The sequence below is a fragment of the Salipiger sp. 1_MG-2023 genome (genome assembly GCF_030547555.1).
Classification (GTDB): Bacteria; Pseudomonadota; Alphaproteobacteria; order Rhodobacterales; family Rhodobacteraceae; genus Salipiger.
Genome location: NZ_JAUOQN010000011.1, coordinates 72,456 through 92,260, shown reverse-complemented (window position 1 = coordinate 92,260; position 19,805 = coordinate 72,456). Strand labels below are relative to the sequence as shown.

Here is a 19,805-nt window from a genome sequence, read left to right as displayed (position 1 = left end):
TCTGTCGTGTCGGCGCGTGACCCGCGCCCGTTTTTTGGCTGGCCTGCCGGCCCTATTCCTTGAAAACCTCATCCACCGGCACCTGAAGCGCATTGGCGATGGCGTTGGTCTGGCTCGCCATGCCGATCACGGCGAGCAATTCGTTCAGCATGGCGTCGCTCATGCCCTTGGCCTTTGCCGAAGCCGTATGGGAATGGCAGCAATAGGCGCAGGAATTGGCGGCGGACACCGCGATATAGATCATTTCCTTGGTCAGCGGATCAAGCGCGCCGGGCGCCATCAAGACCTTCAGCCGGTCCCATGTCGCCCGCAGCGTTTCGGGATCATGGGCCAGCGCGCGCCAGAAATTATTGATGAAATCAGTGCCGCGGGTGGCGCGGATGTCGGCGAAGACCTCGGCTGCAAGCGGGCTTAGCTGATCGTCACTCAGCAGCGGGCGGGTGACCATGGGCGATCCTCAGTCCTGCGCTTCGGCATCGCGCACCGGCGCGAGCGTCGTTGGCCGGGGCGGCGTTTGCCCGGCATTGCCGCAGGACGGCACCGAGCGCAGCCCCGCAGACGGGCGCGCACGCGGATGGCCGGGGCGGCGAAGCGGGGCGCAGATGTTGCCCGTCGCTCCGGGCAGCGGCACCCGCGCAAGGCCGATCGCCTTGCGTTGCTGGTCGAGCGCCATGCCGACCATGGCGCGCGCCAGCCTCAGTTGCAGCGCCATGACCTGCGTGCTTCCGCGCAAGGCAACCTTCGTCCAGTCCATCGGTGTGATCGGAAACATCGGCCTGCCCTCCTTGAGCGTGCCCTGTGTCAGCGTCGCATCGTCAGAGGTTCGGCCCGCGACGGGCAAGCCGCTTGCGATTCGAGCGCGCCTTGCGCTCGAGCGGGACCGTCCATGCATCCAGCACCCGTTCCGGCGCGTCACCGTTCATTGCGGCGCGGCTGGCGCTCCACCAGCTTTGCAGAAAGGCCGGGCCCTTTTCATTGACCATCCGCGCATTTTCGGACGGTTCGACCGACCACATTCCGGCCATGCCGAGCACACGATAGGCGATGACCTGCTGGGATTCGGCCACAAGCGAGCCGATCTTGACCATGCTGCGCTGCCAGGCAAGCACGTCGTTGAACATATTCATAGTGAACCCATGACTTTCTGATTGAATCCATAAACCTTGCGGGCACCCGCAAGGGGGATAAGCGCGACCTCGCGCCGTTGTCCAGGCTCGAACCGCACCGCAGTCCCGGCCGCGATGTCAAGCCGGGTGCCGCGCGCGGCCTCCCTGTCGAAATCGAGCGCCGGGTTGGTTTCGGCAAAGTGGTAATGCGAGCCGACCTGTACGGGCCGATCACCGGTATTGGCCACCATCAGCACGATGACCTCGCGCCCGGCGTTCAGCTCCAGATCACCCTCGGCGGGAAACAGCTCTCCGGGGATCACTTGCGCGACCTCACCCGCTTCAGCACCATATGGCCCGCCAAGGCGGCGATGCCAAGCACCGCCACGGTCACCAGCCATGATGCGCCGTCATGAGGATGCAGATGGGCACCCTCGCCTGTATGGGCAAGAGCAGGCGCTGCAAAAAGCACGAGAGGCAAGGCGTATTTCATTCCAGGATTCCTTGGCGAGATCAGCGGATCGGGTTGTGAACGGTGACGAGCTTGGTGCCATCGGGGAAGGTCGCTTCGACCTGCACCTCGTGGATCATCTCGGGAACACCCTCCATGCATTGCTCGGCGGTGATCACCCGTGCACCAGCCTCCATCGTATCGGCCACCGAACGGCCATCGCGCGCACCTTCCACTACAGCGTCGGTGATCAACGCGATAGCCTCGGGATAGTTCAGCCTGACGCCGCGTCCGAGGCGTTTTCTTGCCACTTCGGCAGCCATTGCGACAAGCAGCTTGTCCTTTTCGCGGGGGGTCAATTGCATTGGTCAGATCATCCAGGGTCGTGGGAGTTCAGCGCCGCACAGATAGCGCAGGACAGAGGCAAGGTGGCCTCGCAAAGCGAAGCCGTCAACGGAAACCATACGAATTGCAACAAGATCCGGCGTCAGGGCGGACACGCCCGCCGTCTGCGGCAGCATTTCACGCAAGCGCTCGACGCAACCCGAGGCTCCGGGGGCGGCGCGGATCACCGTTGCCATCGCCCCCGCACCATTGGCTGTCGCCGGCTGCGACAGGATCTGCGCCGCATCGCCGTCCAGCCGCAGACGGTCGGCGAATACCAGCCTGCCGCCGACGCGCAGGTCGATCCGGTCGCGCAGGTGGATGTCGTGCAGCACTTCTCCCATCGCGCGGCGGCCAAAGATGAACGACTCGCAGGCGACAAGACGGGCATCTTCGGCCATGTCGATGCTCAGCCGGCGGTTCAGCGCCGCGCCTTCGAACAGGATCGTTTCCTGCGGCAACCAGTCAAGCCGCGCGCCAGCATCAACCGTCAGCTGCGTGGCAACGCGCCCCACCTGCCCCGGCACCGCGCGGTAGATGCGCTCGGCCGCCTGCGTGGTCATCACCAGATGCGCGCCTGTCTGCGCATGGGCGGCGACATCAAAGGCATCACCCCCCGTCACCCCGCCCGAACTGTTGAGATAGACCGCCTGCAATTCATCTTTCCCACGCGGGAACAGCAGCTTGGCGCTGCCCGACATATGCAGATCGTCGATGGTGCTGCGGCCATTGCGCAGCTTCGCCGACAGGCGCGCCTTGCCGCGCGCGCGCTGCGGCCTTGGGCCGATGTCAGCCAGATCGGTCGGGCTTTGCTGCGTCACGTCGCGGCCTCAAGCCCGGCATAGGCGCGTTTGAGACCCTCAAGCGCCATGCGCGCGCCATCTGCCACCAGCACCGGCAGGCCCTGCGCCTCGAGCGCGATGCGATGCGCCGCGCTGTCCCCGATCAACGCCACGTTCTGCCCCAGCCACCACGGCTTTGCCGCCGACAGCTCGACCCCGATCAGCCAGCCCAGCGCTTCGGAGCGGGCCGCTCCGCCCTGCCCCGCCATGAGGCGCGCCCGCAGCCCCGCAAGATCGCCGGTCAGCGCCGCCGGGCGGCCCATGGCGCGATCCACCGCCGCGCGCAGCGTTTCCGGATCAAGCGCGTCGTCCAGGACGCCCAGCGCCTCGGGGGCCTGAAGCAGGCGCAGCATCGTTCCGGTCAGGAAGCTGCGAAAACTCACGATTTCGCCCGCGCTGATCTGCACCCAGCGGGTCACCGCGCCGGGCAGGCAGAGCGCCCCGTCGAACCCGGGGTTGAGCGCGAGGAAACCCGCGATCCGCGTCGCCTCGAAGCCCATGTCGTCAAACGGCTGCGCCTGCCGCACGCCGGGCAGCAGATGGAACCGCCCGACCCGCAGCGGGGCGGGGATCGCGCAGGGCACTTGCGCCTCGTGGCCGCGAGCACCGGACAGCAGCACCGGCAGATCCGGCAGCTCTGCCCCCAGTTCCGACAGAGGCTCTGGCGCGGCATCGTGGCGGGCCAGCACATCGGGGCCACGCATCTGCCATGTCAGCATCTTGTCGGAGCCAAGTTCGACAGCGATCCAGTCAGCTTGGGTCATCGGGGTTCCTTTCCGCCCTTCGAGGTAGCGATCCGCCCCGGCCCCGGCAAGGGCTTAGAGCCACGCCGCGCCCACCTCGAACAGCAGCTTCAGGCACAACAGCCCCAGCGCCGAATAGATTAGCGTAAAGAACAACCGTTCGGGCAGCAGCCGGGTGAAGCGAAAGCCCGCCCATGCCCCAAGCAGCGCCACCGGCGCCAGCACCGCCACCTGTTTCAGGCTGTCCCACGTCAGTTGACCCGCCAGCACATAGGTCGGTGCCTTCATCCAGTTGATGCAGGCGAAGACGATGGCCGTCGTGCCGGCAAAGGTCATTTTCGGCAGCTTCTGAGGCAGCATATAGGCCTGATAGGGCGGACCGCCGGCGTGGCTGATATAGCTGGTGAAGCCCGAAAGCGCGCCCCAGAAGAGACCGCGCGCCACATCGGCATCGCGCGCGCGATAATCGCGCTTCAACCGTTTGCGCAACGCATCGGCGAGATAGCCAAGGCCGATCAGCGCAACAACCAGCTTGGTCGCCTCGACCGGCACGCGGCTGACCAGCACAAAGGCGATCAACACGCCGATCGCCCCGGCGGGCACCAGAATGCGGATGTTGCGCAGCGAATATTGCCCGCGAAACAGCCAGATCGCATAGGCATCGGCAAGAATGTACATCGGCAGCAGCAGTCCCGCTGCCATGCCCGGTGGGATGAAGATCGACAGGATCGGCACGCCAAGCATGGCAACCATCGGAATGCCGCCCTTGGACATGCCGATAAAGAAAGTGGCCGCCGCCGCCGCGATCCAGAATCCTGCCGTTTGTTCCAAGCGCCATCCCCTGCCCGTGCCGCGACGGGTCTGGCACGGGGGCGCAGAAGGGGAAAGGGCAAAGCGGTCAGGCGGCTTTCGCGGCGTGCGCCTTGAGCAGCGGGTTGGTCAGTTCGACATCATCCTGAAGCGCGCGGCGCGGCGTCACCCCCGCCGCCGTCAGCTCGTCATGATAGATGCGCACCGCTTCGAACGAGCTTGCGCCATCGTGCACCACCCGTCGCATCGCGGTCAGCATCAGCACCGGATCGTCGCAATCAGCGCTGCTCCGGCTGAGCCCGCAAAGCCGCGCACCGTGCTTTTCCGCCTGCGCCAGCCGTTCGAGACAGTCGCGGGTCGTGCCTTCGGTGCAACTGGTGATGCCGACCACGAGCCGCGAGGGATCCCATGACGCCAGTTCCTCCATCGCGGCGGGGCCGTGATATTCGGTTTCCACAAACATCGGCCGTTCGCGCCGCGCGATGCCCGCCAGCATCCGTGCCAGCATGTCGTTGCGATAGCCCTCGGGCTTGGCTTCGCCGGTTTCCACGGCGACGCAGGGGTCGCTCACCTGAAGGAAATGCCGGATGCCGACCCGCCCCGCGATATCGCGAAATTCCGTATAGGCGGCCAGCGTCGCGTGATCGCGCGCCGGATCGTTGTAAAAGGTCATCCCGTACAGCCCGAGGCTGGCCACCGGCTTGACGGCATCAAAGCGCGACGAGCGAAACGGCAGCCCCTGCGCGGTGACATAAGCCCCACCGCGCACGCGCCAGCTTTCGGTCGGATCGTTCAGCCGCACCGCCGGCGTCGCGTTCGAGCGCAGGTAGGCGCCATCGTCGGCCAGCGCCTCGGCGGTCGACAGCGAGGTGAGGACGATGTCGGCCAGATCCGATTCGATTACCCGCCTTACATCCGATCGATAGGACGACAGCGACCGGCCTTGCCCCATCGCATCCAGCCCGCTGGCGGAACAGCCGCGCAGCAGGTCGGCATCCTTGGCGAAGGTGATGATGAAATCGCGCGGGCCATAGTTTCCCGCGGCGATCTTCGCCAGCTTTTCATCTATCCGTCTCATGCGCCCTCGCCTTCCCCGGTGTGACACGCCGGTGGGGCAGTCTAGTCCCGCACAGATTGAACATTCGTAAAGACCTGTCTCAGGGATGAGACACTTCGCCCCCGGCGCGGCGCGCACGCCGATGACACGGCCCCCGACGGCAGCCCATGGTCAGCGCAGAGCCGGGTGGAGGACCCGGCATTCTTCAGGAGGACACGCAATGAACGTCATGAGTGAAACCGAAGGCAAGTACGCTTCGCCCTTCAAGGCCCGCTACGACAACTTCATCGGCGGCGACTGGGTCGCGCCCGTGGGCGGCCAGTATTTCGACAACATCACCCCGATCACCGGCGGCGTCGTCTGCGAGGTCGCCCGCTCTGGCGCGGCGGATGTGGAAAAGGCGCTGGACGCCGCCCATGCCGCCCGCGAAGCCTGGGGCAAGACCTCGGCCTCCGAGCGCAGCAACATCCTGCTGAAGCTGGCCGACCGGCTGGAAGCCAACCTTGAAATCCTCGCGCAGGCCGAAACCTGGGACAATGGCAAGCCGATCCGCGAGACCATGGCCGCCGACATTCCGCTGGCCATCGACCACTTCCGCTACTTCGCGGGCGTTCTGCGCGGGCAGGAAGGCAACATGTCGGAAATCGACCACGATACCGTGGCCTATCATTTCCATGAACCGCTCGGCGTGGTCGGCCAGATCATCCCGTGGAATTTCTCGATCCTGATGGCGGCGTGGAAACTGGCGCCCGCGCTGGCGGCTGGTAACTGCGTGGTGCTCAAGCCTGCCGAACAGACCCCCGCCGCGATCATGGTGCTGGCCGAACTGATCGCCGATTTGCTGCCCGCCGGTGTGCTGAACATCGTCAACGGCATGGGCGCCGATGTCGGCGCGCCGCTGGCCCGCAGCCCGCGCATCGCCAAGATCGCCTTTACCGGCTCCACGGAAACGGGCCGCAAGATCATGCAGGCCGCGACCGAAAACCTGATTCCGGTCACGCTGGAACTGGGCGGCAAATCCCCCAACATCTTCTTCAGCGACGTGATGGCCGAAGATGACGCCTTCCTCGACAAGGCCGTCGAAGGCTTCGTGCTGTTCGCCTTCAATCAGGGCGAAGTCTGCACCTGCCCCAGCCGCGCGCTTATTCAGGAAGACATCTACGACGAATTCATCTCGCGCTGCATCGAACGGGTGCAGGCCATCAAGCAAGGCGATCCGCGCGACATCGAAACCATGGTCGGCGCGCAGGCCTCGGCGGAACAGCAGGACAAGATTCTGTCCTACCTCACCATCGGGCGCGAAGAAGGCGCCGAAGTGCTTACGGGGGGCAAAGCGGCGCGTTTCGACGGCGATCTGTCGAACGGCTTTTACATCCAGCCGACGATCCTCAAGGGGCACAACAAGATGCGCGTCTTCCAAGAGGAGATCTTTGGCCCGGTGGTGTCGGTGACCACCTTCAAGGACGAGGCCGAGGCGCTCGCCATCGCCAATGACACCATGTACGGGCTTGGCGCCGGTGTCTGGACCCGCGATGCCAACCGCTGCTACCGCTTTGGCCGCAACATTCAGGCGGGGCGTGTCTGGGTCAACAATTACCACGCCTACCCGGCCCACGCGGCCTTTGGCGGCTACAAGCAATCGGGCGTCGGGCGCGAGAACCACAAGATGATGCTCGACCACTACCAGCAGACCAAGAACATCCTGATGAGCTACAACCCCAACAAGCTGGGCTTCTTCTAAAGGCTCCTCCTGTCCGGGGCGGGTTTGCGCAAGCGCCGTGCCCCGGACACGCAAGATCGCTGCGCTGGTTGGCGCGGCGATCCAGCGCGGTGGCTTGTGCGCCTTCCCCACGAGACCACCGCGCCCTTTCCCTACGCCTGCCTGCAACAGCCGCTCAGGCCGCATCCACCTCGCACAGACGCGAGCCGAATATCCCCGCGACTTTGGTCGAATCGGCAGACCGCACGGTCTTGGATACCAATGCGCCATGCGCCTGCTTCTTGCCCTTCTGCTTGGCCTTGCCGCCCTGTCCGCCCGCGCCGATCCGATGGATCGCGCCGCGATGGAACGCTTTGTCTATGCCCCCTACGGGCTTGGCGAGCCCGTCAATGACAAGGGCGTGTGGGAGCTTCTCAACTCTGGCGGCGGCCTTGCGGGCTATGCGTTTGAAACCGCGCTGATGGCCCCGCTGCCGGGCTTTTCCGGCGCGCCGATCAACGTCTTCGTCATGCTCGATCTCGAAGGGGCAATCCGCGACGTCAAGCTGATCTCCCATAACGAGCCGATCTTTGTCTCGGGGCTGGGCGAGGCGCCGTTTCGCGGCTTTCTCGAACAATACGCCGGGCGTTCGATTTCCGAAACCATGGTGGTTGGCAGTGCCTATGGCAGCGCCGCCGACGGCTCTGGCCTTGTCTATCTGGACGGGGTGACCAAGGCGACGGCCAGTGTGCGCATCGCGCATGAAAGCATCATGGCCGCCGCCCGCGAGGTGGCGCGCGAAAAGCTGGCGGGAGTGTCTTCGGGCCCGCCCGCCCGGCCTGATCCTGATTACGACGAGCCGCTGGGCTGGGACGCGCTGGTGGACCAAGGCATCGCCACCCATCACCTCACCAGCAACGCTGCGGTGGATGCGCTGTTCGCCGGCACGATCTGGGCCGATGACGACCCGGCGGCGAGCGAGGCCCCCGATGCGCCCTATCTTGACCTCTGGGTGATCGACATCGGCCCGCCCAGCATCGCGCGCGCGGTGCTCTCGCCCGATACGCTGGGCGAATTGCAGCGGTTCCTTGATATCTCGCCCGACGAGGAGCCCCTGCTGCTGATCGAAAGCGGGCGGCACGGGCTGGTGTCGGAGGATTTCGTACGCAACACCGCCCCCGACCGGCTGGCCGCCGAACAGGACGGGCTGCCGATTGCGCTGCGCGACGCCGATCTGCTGGTCGAACTGGCGGCCGGGCTGCCGGACGCCCTGCAGGATGGCACCGCGATGATCCTGCGCACCGACCGGCGGCTGGGCTTTGACCCGTCGCGCGAATGGACGCTGAAGGTCGAGGCGGTGCGCGCCCATGGCATGTTCCAGCCCGAAATCGGACGGCAGGAAATCCTTGTCTCTGCGCAGACGCCCGAACGGTTCTTTCTCAAGCCGCAGGTGGTGCAGACCCTGCCGCCGTGGCGCGAGGCGATCCGGGGCCGGCAGACCGATCTGCTGCTGCTGTGCGGCTTCCTTGTCGTGCTGCTGATCGCCGTCGGCCCGCTGCAAAAGCATATCGCGCGGCGCCCGGTGCTGACGCCGCTGCGGCTGGGGCTGCTGGCGGTGATGACCGGCTTCGTCGGGTTCTGGGGTCAGGGGCAATTGTCGATCGTGACGCCTTTGGGCGTGCTGCGCACGGCGCTTGAGGGCGGCAGCTTTGCCTTCCTGCTCTATGATCCGTTCTCGTTGCTGGTGTGGCTCGCGGCGGGGGCCGGGTTCGTGCTATGGGGGCGCGGGTTCTTTTGCGGCTGGCTTTGCCCGTTCGGCGCGTTGCAGGAATTCGCGGCGCATCTGGGGCGGCGATTGCGCCTGCCGCAGATCGACCCAACGCCGCGCTGGGATCGCCGGTTGAAAGGGCTCAAATACGTGGTGCTGGCGGGCATGGTGGCGACGGTGTTCCTTGCGCCCGGCAAGATCGACACCGTGGCCGAGATCGAGCCGTTCAAGACCGCGATCACCACCTATTTCCAGCGCGCATGGCCCTATGTGCTGTGGGCGGCGGGGCTGCTGGCGCTGTCGATGGTGCTGTTCAAGGGGTTTTGCCGCTACCTCTGCCCACTGGGCGCGCTCATGGCTATCGGCGGGCTGCTGCGCAGGCGCGACTGGATCGCGCGGCGCAAAGGGTGCGGCGCGCCGTGCCAATTGTGCCGCGTGCGCTGCCGCTACGGGGCGATCGAGAAATCCGGCAAGATCGCCTATTCCGAATGCTTCCAATGCCTTGACTGCGTTCAGATCTACGCCGATCCCAAACAATGCGTGCCCCTCGTGCTCACCGCCCGCAAGGGCCGGCCCGTTGCGCCGCTGGAGCCTGCCGAATGATGCTGTCGCGCCGCCGCTTCCTGAGCATTTCCGCCGCCGCGCTCAGTATGGGGGCAAGCGCTGCGCCCGCTCGCTGGAGCGGCCTCGCGCTGGGCGCCGAGGCGCAGATCACCCTGCACGGCCCCGGCGCCACCGAGGCCCTGCCCCGCGCCATCGCCCGCCTGCGCCAGATCGAGGCGGCGTTCAGCCTGTATGACCCCGACTCCGAAGTGTCGCGGCTCAACCGCGCGGGCAGACTGGTGCCCTCGCAAGACTTTGCCGCGCTGATGGCGCTGGCGGATCGGGTGCATCGGGCGACCCAGGGGCAGTTCGACCCCACGGTTCAGCCGCTCTGGCAGGCGCTGGCGCGGGGCCAAGATAGCGGCGACGCGCGCCAGTTGATCGGCTGGGAAACGGTCCAGCGCGCGCCGCAAGTGGTGCTGAGCAAGGGTCAGGCGCTGACCTTCAACGGCATCGCGCAGGGCTATGCCACCGACGCCGTGGTCGATCTGCTGGAAACCCGGGGGTTCGGGAGCGCATTGGTCAATATCGGGGAATTCCGGGCGCTTGGCGGGCCGTGGCGGCTGGGTCTGGCGGACCCCGATCAGGGTCTGCTGGGCTCACGCACGCTGACCGGCGGCGCGGTGGCCAGCTCCAGCCCGTCGGCGCTGATGCTGGGGGCTCAGGCGCATATTCTCAGCCCGCAGGGCGGCGCGGCCCTCTGGTCGACGGTCTCGGTGGAATGCCCCAGCGCGGCGCTGGCCGATGCGCTGTCGACCGGGTTTTGCCTGATGGACGAAGCGGCGATCCGCGCTGCGATCCGCCACATTCCGGCCCGGGTCACGCTGGTGGACGCGGGCGGCAACCTGCGCCGCCTGCCCGCCTGACCCCTAGCGTTCCGGCGCCAGATGCGTCAGCCCGTATCGGGCAAAGATCGCCGCGATGCTGCCGTCCTCCAGCCCGGCGCGGATGGCATCGTCGACCGCATAACCCAGCGCCCGGTAGCGCGTGTGCACCGCCACCCCCACCGTCCAGTGGCTGACGGCAAAGCCCGCCAGTGGCGGCTGGTGGATCGCCGCGCCCGCGCCCAGCCCGTATTCCAGCTGCGCCAGCGGGCCCATTGCGGCCATGGTCTCGCCCGCGCTCAGTGCCTGCATCGCCGCACCATAGGACGGATAGCGCCGCACCCCCTGCGCCAGTTGCCCGCCCGCAAAGGAGGTGAGGTAGAAATCGGCGATGGAATCGTTTTCGACCGCAACCGTGTCAAAGCGGAAATAGGCCGGAACCGGCGGGTCTTCGGGGTAGGCGTCCGTGCGATAGGCGATGGCCACTTGCTCGGCGGCGTATTGCCCGGTGAACACCACCTGATCGACACGGCAAGCGTATTCGCTGTCATAGGGCACATGCATCATCAGGTTTGACACCGCCCCGCCCACCACCGGCCCCTGCCAGATGGTGTTGCGCAGATCACCGTCGAGATTTTCGGCGGCGGGCACCAGATGGAACCGCGCCTCGACCCCCAGCCCCTTGGCGATCAGCCGCCCGATGTCGATATCGACCCCGGCAGGCTTGCCGCCCTGCTGAAAGGACCAAGGCGCAAAATCTTCGTAAGCGGCGATGTCGATGTAGCCACGCTCGATGATCTCGTCGAGATCCTTGCCCACAATATCGCGGCTGGCGTTCTGCGGCTTGGCCTGCGGAACCCAGTCTTCACAACGCGCGAAAGCCGGGCCTGCAACGGCAAGCCCGGCCAGCGCGGCAAGCAACAGGCGACGTTTCATCAATGCGCCGCCGACAGCCCGATGGTCAGCGTTTCGGCCGCATGGGTCAGATCATCGGGATGCGCCTGAAGCTGGCCTGCCGCGCGAAAGGCGATGCTGTCGGCAATAGGCGCGCCCGACAGGGTCTCGATCTCGCCGGCGATCTCGGTCAACCGCGCCACGGTGGCGTCAACGTCCACATCGCCCGAGGCAAGGTGATCGCGGATCGCCTTCAGCTCGTCCTGCCGCTCGTCGATCATGGCGTCATCAGGGCGGGTTTCGACATAGGTGCGGATCGCCCAGGCGGCTTTTTGCCCCAGCAACTCGCCAAAGGCGGGCATCTTGGTGATGCCATTTTGCGTATAGCCTTCGCGGAACCGCTCCATGAACCACTCATCGCCATACTCCTCTGCCTCGAGAAAGCGCAGATCGGGGGCCAGCCCGCCCGAGATCACCTCGAGCCCGTGGCAACGCGCGCAATTCTGGTTGTAGCCCGACGCACCGATGCTCACCGCCGCCTGCCAGACCTCTTCACCGGCATCGCGGTAGGGGTTTTCGGTCAGCCAGTCTTCGCCGATATCGGGCAGCGCATCGGTGTTGACCGGCTGCGGGGCGACATCGCCATGGGCCAGCGCAAGGCTTGCGCTGAACAAAGCGGCAGCGCTGGCAAGCGCGGCACGGGTCATCGTTGACATGCTGGGAACCTCCTCCGGATGCGTCTCTTCGTCGATGCCTAGCAAGCCCCCCGCAGCCGCAATATTGCACCTTGGTCGCGAAGCCCCCCGATCTGCGACCATGGTCCTACGGCATGGCGCCCCGGCGCAGGGTAGCGTATCGGCAAGGAGGACATTTCATGCGCATCTTGGGTCTTGCCGCCCTGTGTTCGCTGACGTTAAGCGCGGCTGCCGCGTCGGAAACCACGCTGCGGATCGGCTATCTTGGCGTCGATCGCATCGCGCCGCCGGTGCTGTCGAACCTCGATCCCGACCCGGCGGATCTTGGCGTTGCGGGCGCGCGGCTGGGGCTGAGCGACAACGCCACCACCGGGCGCTTCATGGGGCAGACATGGCAGATGGAGGAAACCCGCGTCCCACCGGGCGGCGATGCGCTGGCCGCGGCGCGGGCCGCGCTGGCGTCAACAAAGCTGCTGGTGATCGACGCCCCCGCCGGGACCCTGTTGCAGATCGCCGATCTTCCCGAGGCACAGGGCGCGCTGCTGTTCAACGCCACCGCCCCCGAAACGCGGCTGCGCAGCATGGATTGCCGCGCCAACCTGCTGCACAGCGCGCCGTCAAATGCCATGCGCGCCGATGCGCTGGCGCAGTTCCTCGTGTCGCGGCGCTGGAGCGATGTTGCGCTGATCTCTGGCCCGCACCCCGAGGACATCGCCTTTGCCGATGCGCTGAAAGCCTCGGCGCAGAAATTCCAGCTGGATCTGGTGGGCGAAAAGCCGTGGCGCTTTGACGCCGACATGCGCCGCAGCGCCTCGTCCGAAGTGCCGCTGTTCACGCAGGAACTGGGCGATCACGACGTGCTGCTGATCGCTGACGAGACGCATGATTTCGGGCGCTACATCGCCTATAACACATGGGATCCGCGCCCCGTCGCCGGATCCGAAGAGCTGGTGCCAGAAGCCTGGGCGCCGGTGATGGAACAATGGGGCGCGGCGCAGCTGCAATCACGCTTCGAAGACAGCGCCCAGCGCGACATGCGCAGTGCCGATTATGGCGCCTGGGCCGCCCTGCGCACGCTCGGCGAGGCGGTGACCCGCACCGGATCGGACGATCTGGCAACGCTGCGCGCCTATATCCTGTCGGACGCATTCGAACTGGCCGGCTTCAAGGGTCGCCCGCTGAGCTATCGCGACTGGAACGGCCAGCTGCGCCAACCGATCCCGCTGGTCACCGCACGCGCCGTGGTGGCCTCTGCCCCGCTCGAAGGTTTCCTGCATCAGGGCAACGAACTCGACACGCTGGGGCTCGACGCCCCGGATTCCGCCTGCACCGCGTTTCAATGAGGCATCCCATGTTTCGCACTACCGCCCTTGCCTTGCTGCTGGCCACCCCCGCCCTTGCGGATGAAATCTGGGTGACCAATGAAAAGGACAACACCATCAGCGTGATCGACACCGCCACGCTGGAGGTCACACGCACCATTGCCACCGGAGAGCGCCCGCGCGGCATCACCTTTTCCGCCGATCATTCCGTGGTCTTTATCTGCGCCTCCGACAGCGACGCGGTGCAGGTGATGGACCCGGTGTCAGGCGAGATCCTGCACGATCTGCCCTCGGGCGAAGACCCTGAACAATTCGTGCTGCACCCCGACAACCGGCGACTGTACATCGCCAACGAGGATGACGCGATCACCACCGTGGTCGATACGCAGACCCGCCGCGTCATTGCACAGATCGACGTTGGCATCGAACCCGAAGGCATGGCGGTCAGCCCCGATGGCAAGACGGTGATCACCACCTCGGAAACCACCAACATGGCGCATTGGATCGACACCGGCACCGAGACGATCTTTGCCAACACGCTGGTCGATTCGCGCCCCCGTCACGCAGAATTCGTCAAAGACGGCGCCGAGCTTTGGGTGTCCGCCGAGATCGGCGGCACGGTGACGGTGTTCGACACATCCGATCAGTCGGAAAAGGCGAAACTGCATTTCGCCATCAAGGGCGTGCATGACGATCTGATCCAGCCCGTCGGGTTCGAGCTGACGCCGGACGGCAAGACCGCCTTTGTCGCGCTTGGGCCGTCGAACCACCTCGCGGTGGTGAACGCCGAGACCTACGAGGTCGAACAGTATATCCTTGTGGGGCGGCGCGTCTGGCACATGGCCTTTGATCGCGATCACGCGCAGCTGTTCACCACCAATGGCGTCTCGGGCGATGTGACGGTGGTCGACGTGGCCACACGCAAGGCGGTGAAAACGATCAAGGTGGGCCGCTACCCATGGGGCGCGGCCTTCCGGCCAACCGGGGGCTGATCGAAGGCAGGCCCTTCGAGCGCTGATGCCCCGCAAAGGGAGGAAGACATGCGACACCTTTGGATGCTTGCCTTGCTGGCAAGCCCCGCTCTGGCGGATCAATACGGCACCACCAACCCCGAAGAGCTGACATGGCGGTCGGTGCGCGACAAGGCAGAGCGCGGGCAGACCGACATGATGACCTGCGCCGCGGGCTACATGATGACCAAATCCGGCGATCATGACACCGCCCGCGCGATCTTCGAAGCCTGCGCCGCGGCGGGCTATACCCGCGCGATGACATGGATGAGCTACATGGAGCAGAACGGCTTTGGCGGCGCGTTCAATCCCGAAGCGGCCGCCGACTGGGACAGGCAAGCCGCCGAGGCGGGCGATCCGGTGGGCCAGTTCAACCACGGGCTCGACCTGATGCGCGGCTTCGGCACCCGGCAGGACGAAGCGCGCGGGCGGGACATGATCGACCGGGCGGCACACGCCGGGCTGGAGATCGCGCAGCGGCTTCAAGGCGCGGATTATAACCTCGACGAGGTGACGCCGGATGCCGACAACTGGCGCTACGCCCCGCTGTTCTGACCCAAGCCGTTGATCGCCATCACAAATTTGCGTCCGAACGCATCGGAACGCTCTTAAAAAGCGCCCCGCTTGGCGCTGTTCAGGGGCCGCGTGATCCCTGCCAGAGTGACGCCCTGTTCATCCCGCGACATGCATGCCAATTTGAACCCGAACAGCCATGAGGAAACGCGTCATGAAGGTAGGAATCGTCGGGGTCGGCATGGTCGGATCGGCCGCGGGCTATGCGCTCGCGCTGCGCGGCGGAGCGAGCGAGATCGTGCTTGTAGATCAGTCGCTTGCCTTTGCCCGCGCACAGGCCGAAGATATCTCGCACGCGGTGCCCTTCGCGCATCCCTGCCGGGTGCTTGCCGGCGGGTACGAGGCCTTCGAGGGGGCTGAAATGGTCATTCTCGCTGCCGGGGTCGCGCAAAAGCCGGGCGAGTCCCGCCTCAGCCTGTTGTCCCGCAACGCCGATGTCTTTGCGCAGGTGATCTCCGGCGTGCGCAAGGCCGCGCCAGATGCGATCCTGCTGGTGGCGTCGAACCCGGTCGACATCATGACCGACGTGGCGCTGCGCATTTCCGGCCTTCCGGCAGAGCGGGTGATCGGATCTGGCACCATCCTCGACACCGCGCGCTACCGCAGCCTGATTGGGCAGCACCTCGGCATCGCACCGCAATCGGTGCATGCCTATGTGCTTGGCGAACATGGTGATTCCGAGGTTCTGGCTTGGGCCTCGGCGCGGGCAGGCTCGCAGCCGGTCGAACGCTTTGCCGCGCAGGTCGGGGCGCCGATCACCCAGGATGTGCGCGATCAGATCGACGACGCCGTGCGCCGCGCCGCCTATCGCATCATCGAAGGCAAGGGCGCCACATGGTACGGAATCGGCGCCGGGCTGGCCCGCATCGTGCAGGCGGTGGGCGGCGATCAGCGCTCGGTGCTATCGGTGTCGATTGCCACGCCCGAGGTCGAGGGGGTCGAAAACGTCGCGCTCAGCCTGCCGCGCGTCGTCGGGCGCGAGGGGGTCATCGCCACGCTGCGCCCCGAGCTGTCCAGCGCCGAGTCCGAGGCACTGCGCCGCTCGGCCGAAATGCTCAAGGAGACGGCATCGCAGCTTTAGGCAATGATGTCAGGCGTCAGGCGATCTTCGATCAGGGCGATCTTGTCCTTCAGGAACAGTTTCTTCTTCTTGAGGCGCTGCAGGGTCAGCTGGTCGGCCACCCCCCGTTCGTGCAGCGCGTTGATGGCATCGTCCAGATCGCGGTGTTCTCGCTTGAAAACCTCCAGCTCGATCCGCAGCACCTCCTCGGTTTTCATCGAGATGTCTTGCGGCGCATCCATTCGGGCGATCTCCTTGCAATGCAGGTATTTAGATTAACAAACTGTCGCGGCTTGGCAAAGCCATTGCAAGGGGCTTGCGCCGCCTTCGCGCCTTTCCCATATTATTCCCACAAGGGTTGCCGCAAGCGCGGGGCCCGACCGACGGTCGCTTTTCCGCAAAGGACGTGTCATGAGCAAACTGACCCTGGGATCGTATCCCCATATGCTTGGTTTCGAGCAGCTCGAGCGTCTGCTTGAACGCACCGCCAAGACCAGCGAGGGCTATCCGCCCTTCAACATCGAACAGACATCCGACAGCGCCTATCGCATCACGCTGGCCGTGGCCGGGTTTTCCGAAAGCGATCTGAGCATCACCGTCGAAGACCGCCAACTGGTCATCCGCGGACGCCAGCGCGACGATTCGGCCGAGCGAATTTTTCTGCATCGCGGCATTGCCGCACGGCAGTTCCAGCGCAGCTTTGTGCTGGCCGACGGGGTCGAGATTGGCGAGGCCATCATCGAGAATGGTCTTCTTCACGTCGATCTGACCATCTCGAGACCCGAGACCGTGGTGCAGACGATCCAGATCAGAAAGGGGTAACTCATGGACACGAAATACGATTTCACTCAGCACGATGCGGATCGCATCGTCTACGTGCGCCCTGTCGACGCCGAGGATCTGCCCGCCGAGGTGCAGGACCAGCTGGGCGGGCTCAAGACGCTTTACGCCGTGCACAATGCGCTTGGCGAGCGGCTGGCGCTGGTCAAGGATCGCAATCTGGCGTTTCAGCTGGCACGGCAAAATGATTTTGCGCCGGTGACGGTGCACTGATCGCGGGGCTTCGGCCCCGCCCTATCCGCGCCGCCAGCGATGCAGCACATCGCCGCCGATGGCGCGGACCTCTTCCAGCACGAACCGGGGCGCTTCGGCCAGATGGTCGACGCCCATGGCGCCGATGCCCGGCCGCCCTTCGGCCCCCAGCGCGATGCCGGCGGTAAACCCGACCAGCTCGTCGACCAGATCCGCCGCCAGCAGCGAGGCCGCCAGCTGGCCGCCACCCTCGCAAAACACCCGCGTCAGCCCCTCGGCCCCCAGTTTCGCCAGCAGCGAGGCCGGATCGATGCGCCCGGCGCGAATGTCGCATTGCAGCAGCTTCGCGCCGCAGCTCTCCCACGCCTTGCGCGTCAGCGACGCGGCGTCGGAGCCATGTGCCACCCAGACAGGAACCTCGCGGGCGCTGCTGGCGAGCTTGCTCATCAGCGGCACGTCGATCAGCCGCGAGGCGATCACCCGCACCGGCTGGCGCGTCGCGCCAAACTCGCGCACCGTCAGCGCCGGGTCATCCGCCCGCGCCGTGCCTGCGCCGACCATCACCGCATCGTGGCGCGCCCGCAGCCCATGCACATAGCGCCGCGCCTCTGGCCCGGTGATCCACTGGCTTTCGCCGGTGGCGGTGGCGATGCGCCCGTCAAAGCTGTTGGCCAGTTTCAGCGTGACCAGCGGGCGGCCCTCTGCGACCCGCAGGAAAAACCCCGCGTGATCGCGCGCGGCCTGCTCGCCAAGCACGCCGGTGACAACCTCGACCCCGTGCTTGCGCAGATAGTCAAACCCCCGCCCCGACACCCGTGCATCGCTGTCGGTCATCGGCGCGACGACCCGCGCGATGCCAGCGTTCACCAGCGCCTCGCAACAGGGCGGCGTCTTGCCATGATGAGCGCAGGGCTCCAGCGTGACATAGGCGGTGGCACCGCGCGCCGCATCGCCAGCCTGCGCCAGCGCCTGCGGTTCGGCATGGGGGCGACCACCGGGTGCGGTCACGCCCCGCCCCACGATGCGACCATCCTTTACAATGACACAGCCGACCGCCGGGTTGGGCCAGCATTGCCCCATCCGCCTGCGGCCAAGCCGCAGGGCGTGCGCCATGTGGTCGTGATCAGAGATCACTTGTCGACGGGGCCGACCGGCCGCAACTCGCTGACGAATTTATCGAAATCATCCGCCGCCTGAAAATTCTTGTAGACGCTGGCAAAGCGCACATAGGCCACGGTGTCGATCCGGGCCAAGGTTTCCATGACGATCTCGCCAATCTGCTTCGAGGCGATATCGGTATCGCCAAGGCTTTCCAGCCGTCGCACGATGCCGCTGATCATCTGCTCGACGCGCTCTGGCTCGATCGGGCGTTTTTGCAGGGCGATGCGGATCGAGCGTTCCATCTTGGTGCGGTCGAAATCCTCGCGGCGCCCGTTCGACTTGATCACCACCAGATCGCGCAGCTGCACGCGTTCATAGGTGGTGAAGCGGCCACCGCAGGCCGGGCAGAACCGGCGACGGCGGATCGAGACATGCTCTTCCGCCGGGCGCGAATCCTTCACTTGGGTGTCGATATGTCCGCAAAACGGGCAGCGCATGGTCTGTCCCCCTATCCTATCCCGCCTCTGGTGTGGGGTTTGCCCCACTTATCCACAGAGACTATAGGCGAGCCGCCAGACCTTGGGTAGCCCGTAAATGCCGCAACAACATGCAGGCCCTGGATCAGGGTGAAAGATGCGCCACCACGTCGCGCTGATGCGCTGCGTCGCGATGTTCGAACAGGTAGATCCCCTGCCATCTTCCCAGCATGAGGGCCCCTTCGCTCACCGGAATCGACAGCGACACCGGCAGAAGCGCTGCCTTGATATGCGCAGGCATGTCATCGGGGCCCTCGTAAGTGTGGGTGAGATAGCGCATCGAGGGGTCGGTGGTCGGCGGCACCAGACGATGGAAAAAGGCGCGCAGATCGCTGCGCACCTCGGGATCGGCGTTTTCCTGAATGAGCAGCGAAGCCGAACTGTGCCTGATGAACAACGTCAGCAGCCCGGTGCCCTCGACCCAATTGGCGACATCGCGGGTGAATTCGTAAAGCCCCTGCCCCCGCGTCGGAATGGTAAAGATGGTCTGCATGGGCGGTCCCGCGGTATGGCCCCGAACACGGGGCATAGGGTGGCTCAGGCGTCGATCGAGATGGCGCAGACCACGGTTGGCAACCCGGCGCTGCCTTCGAACAAGAGCGGACTGCCATCGTCCGCCACACCCGGCATCGCACCGACCTCGCGCAGCGCGCGTTCACAATCGGCAAGCTGATCCGGCGCAACCTCGATCCGGATGACCTCGGGGGTCTCGGTGATCATCGCATCGGTGGCGGCAAAACCGGTGACAGCGATCATCGCGGCGGCAACGCTAAGGGCGGCAAGGCGGAACATCATGGCGGGCTTCCCTGTTACTCTTGCCTGATCAACACCCTGAAACCTTTAATGTTCCCTTTATTCAGACACGAGCCTCACGGATTGCGCCGCCTTATCCCCAGCTTTTTGTCCAAAGCCATCAAGCCCCGCTCAAAGGCACGGCAGTGTCGGTGTCTCTGCATAAGTTGTGGCAAGGCCATGAAAGCCAAGGCGTGGGGCCCGCGCGGGCCCCAACAAGCGTCAGCCGAACAGGCGCAGGCCCTGCTCGTCGATCATCTGCTGCGCCTTGCGGACCGAAGCCGCGATGGCCTCTTCCCGGTCGCGGATCACGTCAGCGCGGACAAGCTGGTGAGACTTCGTCTCGCCCTCGACCTCGGCTTCGATCAGCGCGGCAATGCGAAAGCCATCGCCTTCCTTGAGCGGCGCGGGGGTGATGCGGAAGTCCTTGTACGGGACCGCCTCTGCCTGCGGTTCGGGGGCAGAATTGCCCCCGCCGAACAGTTTCTTGAAAAACGACATGG

26 protein-coding genes are annotated in these 19,805 nt (G+C 65.6%); 9 read left to right on the top strand and 17 right to left on the bottom strand.

Translation table 11 applies throughout. The features are described 5' to 3' along the window. Positions 1–52: 52 nt before the first annotated feature. The 9 genes from Q4543_RS07855 to Q4543_RS07815 form a co-directional block, all read right to left on the bottom strand. Complete coding sequence (locus tag Q4543_RS07855; RefSeq protein WP_303437269.1) at positions 53–448, bottom strand: carboxymuconolactone decarboxylase family protein; 396 nt, start codon at positions 446–448, stop codon at positions 53–55. 9 nt (positions 449–457) lie between these two features. Then, positions 458–772 carry a hypothetical protein gene (locus Q4543_RS07850; RefSeq protein WP_216005014.1) on the bottom strand — a complete coding sequence of 105 codons (315 nt, stop codon included), beginning with the start codon at positions 770–772 and terminating at the stop codon, positions 458–460. Positions 773–815: 43 nt separating this feature from the next. Beyond that, positions 816–1,127 carry an antifreeze protein gene (locus Q4543_RS07845; RefSeq protein ID WP_303437266.1) on the bottom strand — a complete coding sequence of 104 codons (312 nt, stop codon included), beginning with the start codon at positions 1,125–1,127 and terminating at the stop codon, positions 816–818. Then, positions 1,124–1,429, bottom strand: coding sequence for an urease subunit beta (locus Q4543_RS07840; protein ID WP_303437287.1), 306 nt, complete (start codon positions 1,427–1,429; stop codon positions 1,124–1,126). Before Q4543_RS07840 ends, Q4543_RS07845 begins: the two co-directional genes overlap by 4 nt. Before the next feature lie 190 nt (positions 1,430–1,619). Next, positions 1,620–1,922 carry an urease subunit gamma gene (locus tag Q4543_RS07835; RefSeq protein ID WP_303437264.1) on the bottom strand — a complete coding sequence of 101 codons (303 nt, stop codon included), beginning with the start codon at positions 1,920–1,922 and terminating at the stop codon, positions 1,620–1,622. 3 nt (positions 1,923–1,925) lie between these two features. After that, positions 1,926–2,762 carry an urease accessory protein UreD gene (locus Q4543_RS07830; protein WP_303437263.1) on the bottom strand — a complete coding sequence of 279 codons (837 nt, stop codon included), beginning with the start codon at positions 2,760–2,762 and terminating at the stop codon, positions 1,926–1,928. Further along, positions 2,759–3,547: a 2-dehydro-3-deoxygalactonokinase gene (locus Q4543_RS07825; protein WP_303437262.1), complete on the bottom strand. Its 789-nt coding sequence runs from the start codon at positions 3,545–3,547 to the stop codon at positions 2,759–2,761. Before Q4543_RS07825 ends, Q4543_RS07830 begins: the two co-directional genes overlap by 4 nt. 54 nt (positions 3,548–3,601) lie before the next feature. Continuing rightward, complete coding sequence (locus Q4543_RS07820; protein WP_303437261.1) at positions 3,602–4,357, bottom strand: sulfite exporter TauE/SafE family protein; 756 nt, start codon at positions 4,355–4,357, stop codon at positions 3,602–3,604. Positions 4,358–4,424: 67 nt separating this feature from the next. Beyond that, on the bottom strand, positions 4,425–5,414 hold the full coding sequence (locus Q4543_RS07815) for a hypothetical protein (protein WP_303437260.1): 990 nt from the start codon (positions 5,412–5,414) through the stop codon (positions 4,425–4,427). A 199-nt stretch (positions 5,415–5,613) separates the two neighbouring features. On the opposite strand from Q4543_RS07815, the gene adh reads away from it, so the two are divergent. From adh to Q4543_RS07800, 3 genes are all read left to right on the top strand, one after another. Then, complete coding sequence (gene adh / locus Q4543_RS07810) at positions 5,614–7,134, top strand: aldehyde dehydrogenase (RefSeq protein WP_303437258.1); 1,521 nt, start codon at positions 5,614–5,616, stop codon at positions 7,132–7,134. Positions 7,135–7,381: 247 nt separating this feature from the next. Beyond that, positions 7,382–9,463, top strand: a complete 2,082-nt coding sequence (locus tag Q4543_RS07805) for a 4Fe-4S binding protein (RefSeq protein WP_303437256.1) — start codon at positions 7,382–7,384, stop codon at positions 9,461–9,463. Further along, entirely contained in the window at positions 9,460–10,329 is an 870-nt protein-coding gene (locus tag Q4543_RS07800) for an FAD:protein FMN transferase (RefSeq protein WP_303437254.1), read from the top strand. The genes Q4543_RS07805 and Q4543_RS07800 overlap by 4 nt, the downstream gene beginning before the upstream one ends. A gap of 3 nt (positions 10,330–10,332) precedes the next feature. Here the strand turns inward: Q4543_RS07800 and Q4543_RS07795 are convergent, their stop codons facing one another. Continuing rightward, positions 10,333–11,223, bottom strand: a complete 891-nt coding sequence (locus Q4543_RS07795; RefSeq protein WP_303437253.1) for an ABC transporter substrate-binding protein — start codon at positions 11,221–11,223, stop codon at positions 10,333–10,335. Then, a complete protein-coding gene (gene pedF, locus Q4543_RS07790; RefSeq protein ID WP_303437285.1) occupies positions 11,223–11,888 on the bottom strand; it encodes a cytochrome c-550 PedF in 666 nt (221 codons plus the stop codon). The genes Q4543_RS07795 and pedF overlap by 1 nt, the downstream gene beginning before the upstream one ends. A 167-nt stretch (positions 11,889–12,055) precedes the next feature. Here pedF and Q4543_RS07785 point away from each other — a divergent pair, with 167 nt between their 5' ends. From Q4543_RS07785 to Q4543_RS07770, 4 genes are all read left to right on the top strand, one after another. Then, positions 12,056–13,219, top strand: coding sequence for an ABC transporter substrate-binding protein (locus tag Q4543_RS07785; protein ID WP_303437252.1), 1,164 nt, complete (start codon positions 12,056–12,058; stop codon positions 13,217–13,219). A gap of 8 nt (positions 13,220–13,227) precedes the next feature. After that, positions 13,228–14,190: a YVTN family beta-propeller repeat protein gene (locus Q4543_RS07780; RefSeq protein ID WP_303437251.1), complete on the top strand. Its 963-nt coding sequence runs from the start codon at positions 13,228–13,230 to the stop codon at positions 14,188–14,190. A 48-nt stretch (positions 14,191–14,238) separates the two neighbouring features. Then, a complete protein-coding gene (locus Q4543_RS07775) occupies positions 14,239–14,763 on the top strand; it encodes a tetratricopeptide repeat protein (protein WP_216005027.1) in 525 nt (174 codons plus the stop codon). 172 nt (positions 14,764–14,935) lie between these two features. After that, positions 14,936–15,862 carry an L-lactate dehydrogenase gene (locus tag Q4543_RS07770; RefSeq protein ID WP_303437250.1) on the top strand — a complete coding sequence of 309 codons (927 nt, stop codon included), beginning with the start codon at positions 14,936–14,938 and terminating at the stop codon, positions 15,860–15,862. Here Q4543_RS07770 and Q4543_RS07765 read toward each other — a convergent pair. Then, entirely contained in the window at positions 15,859–16,083 is a 225-nt protein-coding gene (locus Q4543_RS07765; RefSeq protein WP_009502421.1) for a YdcH family protein, read from the bottom strand. The two genes, Q4543_RS07770 and Q4543_RS07765, sit on opposite strands and share 4 nt — an antisense overlap. A 169-nt stretch (positions 16,084–16,252) precedes the next feature. On the opposite strand from Q4543_RS07765, the gene Q4543_RS07760 reads away from it, so the two are divergent. Next, positions 16,253–16,663: an Hsp20 family protein gene (locus Q4543_RS07760; protein WP_303437248.1), complete on the top strand. Its 411-nt coding sequence runs from the start codon at positions 16,253–16,255 to the stop codon at positions 16,661–16,663. A gap of 3 nt (positions 16,664–16,666) precedes the next feature. After that, complete coding sequence (locus tag Q4543_RS07755) at positions 16,667–16,894, top strand: DUF1150 family protein (protein WP_216005030.1); 228 nt, start codon at positions 16,667–16,669, stop codon at positions 16,892–16,894. A 21-nt stretch (positions 16,895–16,915) separates the two neighbouring features. On the opposite strand, the gene ribD is transcribed toward Q4543_RS07755, so the two are convergent. The 5 genes from ribD to Q4543_RS07730 form a co-directional block, all read right to left on the bottom strand. Further along, positions 16,916–17,986: a bifunctional diaminohydroxyphosphoribosylaminopyrimidine deaminase/5-amino-6-(5-phosphoribosylamino)uracil reductase RibD gene (gene ribD, locus Q4543_RS07750; protein ID WP_303437247.1), complete on the bottom strand. Its 1,071-nt coding sequence runs from the start codon at positions 17,984–17,986 to the stop codon at positions 16,916–16,918. 17 nt (positions 17,987–18,003) lie between these two features. Then, complete coding sequence (gene nrdR / locus Q4543_RS07745; protein WP_303437246.1) at positions 18,004–18,471, bottom strand: transcriptional regulator NrdR; 468 nt, start codon at positions 18,469–18,471, stop codon at positions 18,004–18,006. Between the two features lie 124 nt (positions 18,472–18,595). Further along, a complete protein-coding gene (locus tag Q4543_RS07740; RefSeq protein ID WP_303437245.1) occupies positions 18,596–19,003 on the bottom strand; it encodes a secondary thiamine-phosphate synthase enzyme YjbQ in 408 nt (135 codons plus the stop codon). Between the two features lie 44 nt (positions 19,004–19,047). After that, complete coding sequence (locus Q4543_RS07735; protein WP_303437244.1) at positions 19,048–19,305, bottom strand: hypothetical protein; 258 nt, start codon at positions 19,303–19,305, stop codon at positions 19,048–19,050. Between the two features lie 219 nt (positions 19,306–19,524). Next, entirely contained in the window at positions 19,525–19,803 is a 279-nt protein-coding gene (locus Q4543_RS07730) for an HlyU family transcriptional regulator (RefSeq protein ID WP_303437243.1), read from the bottom strand. Between the last annotated feature and the right edge of the window lie 2 nt (positions 19,804–19,805).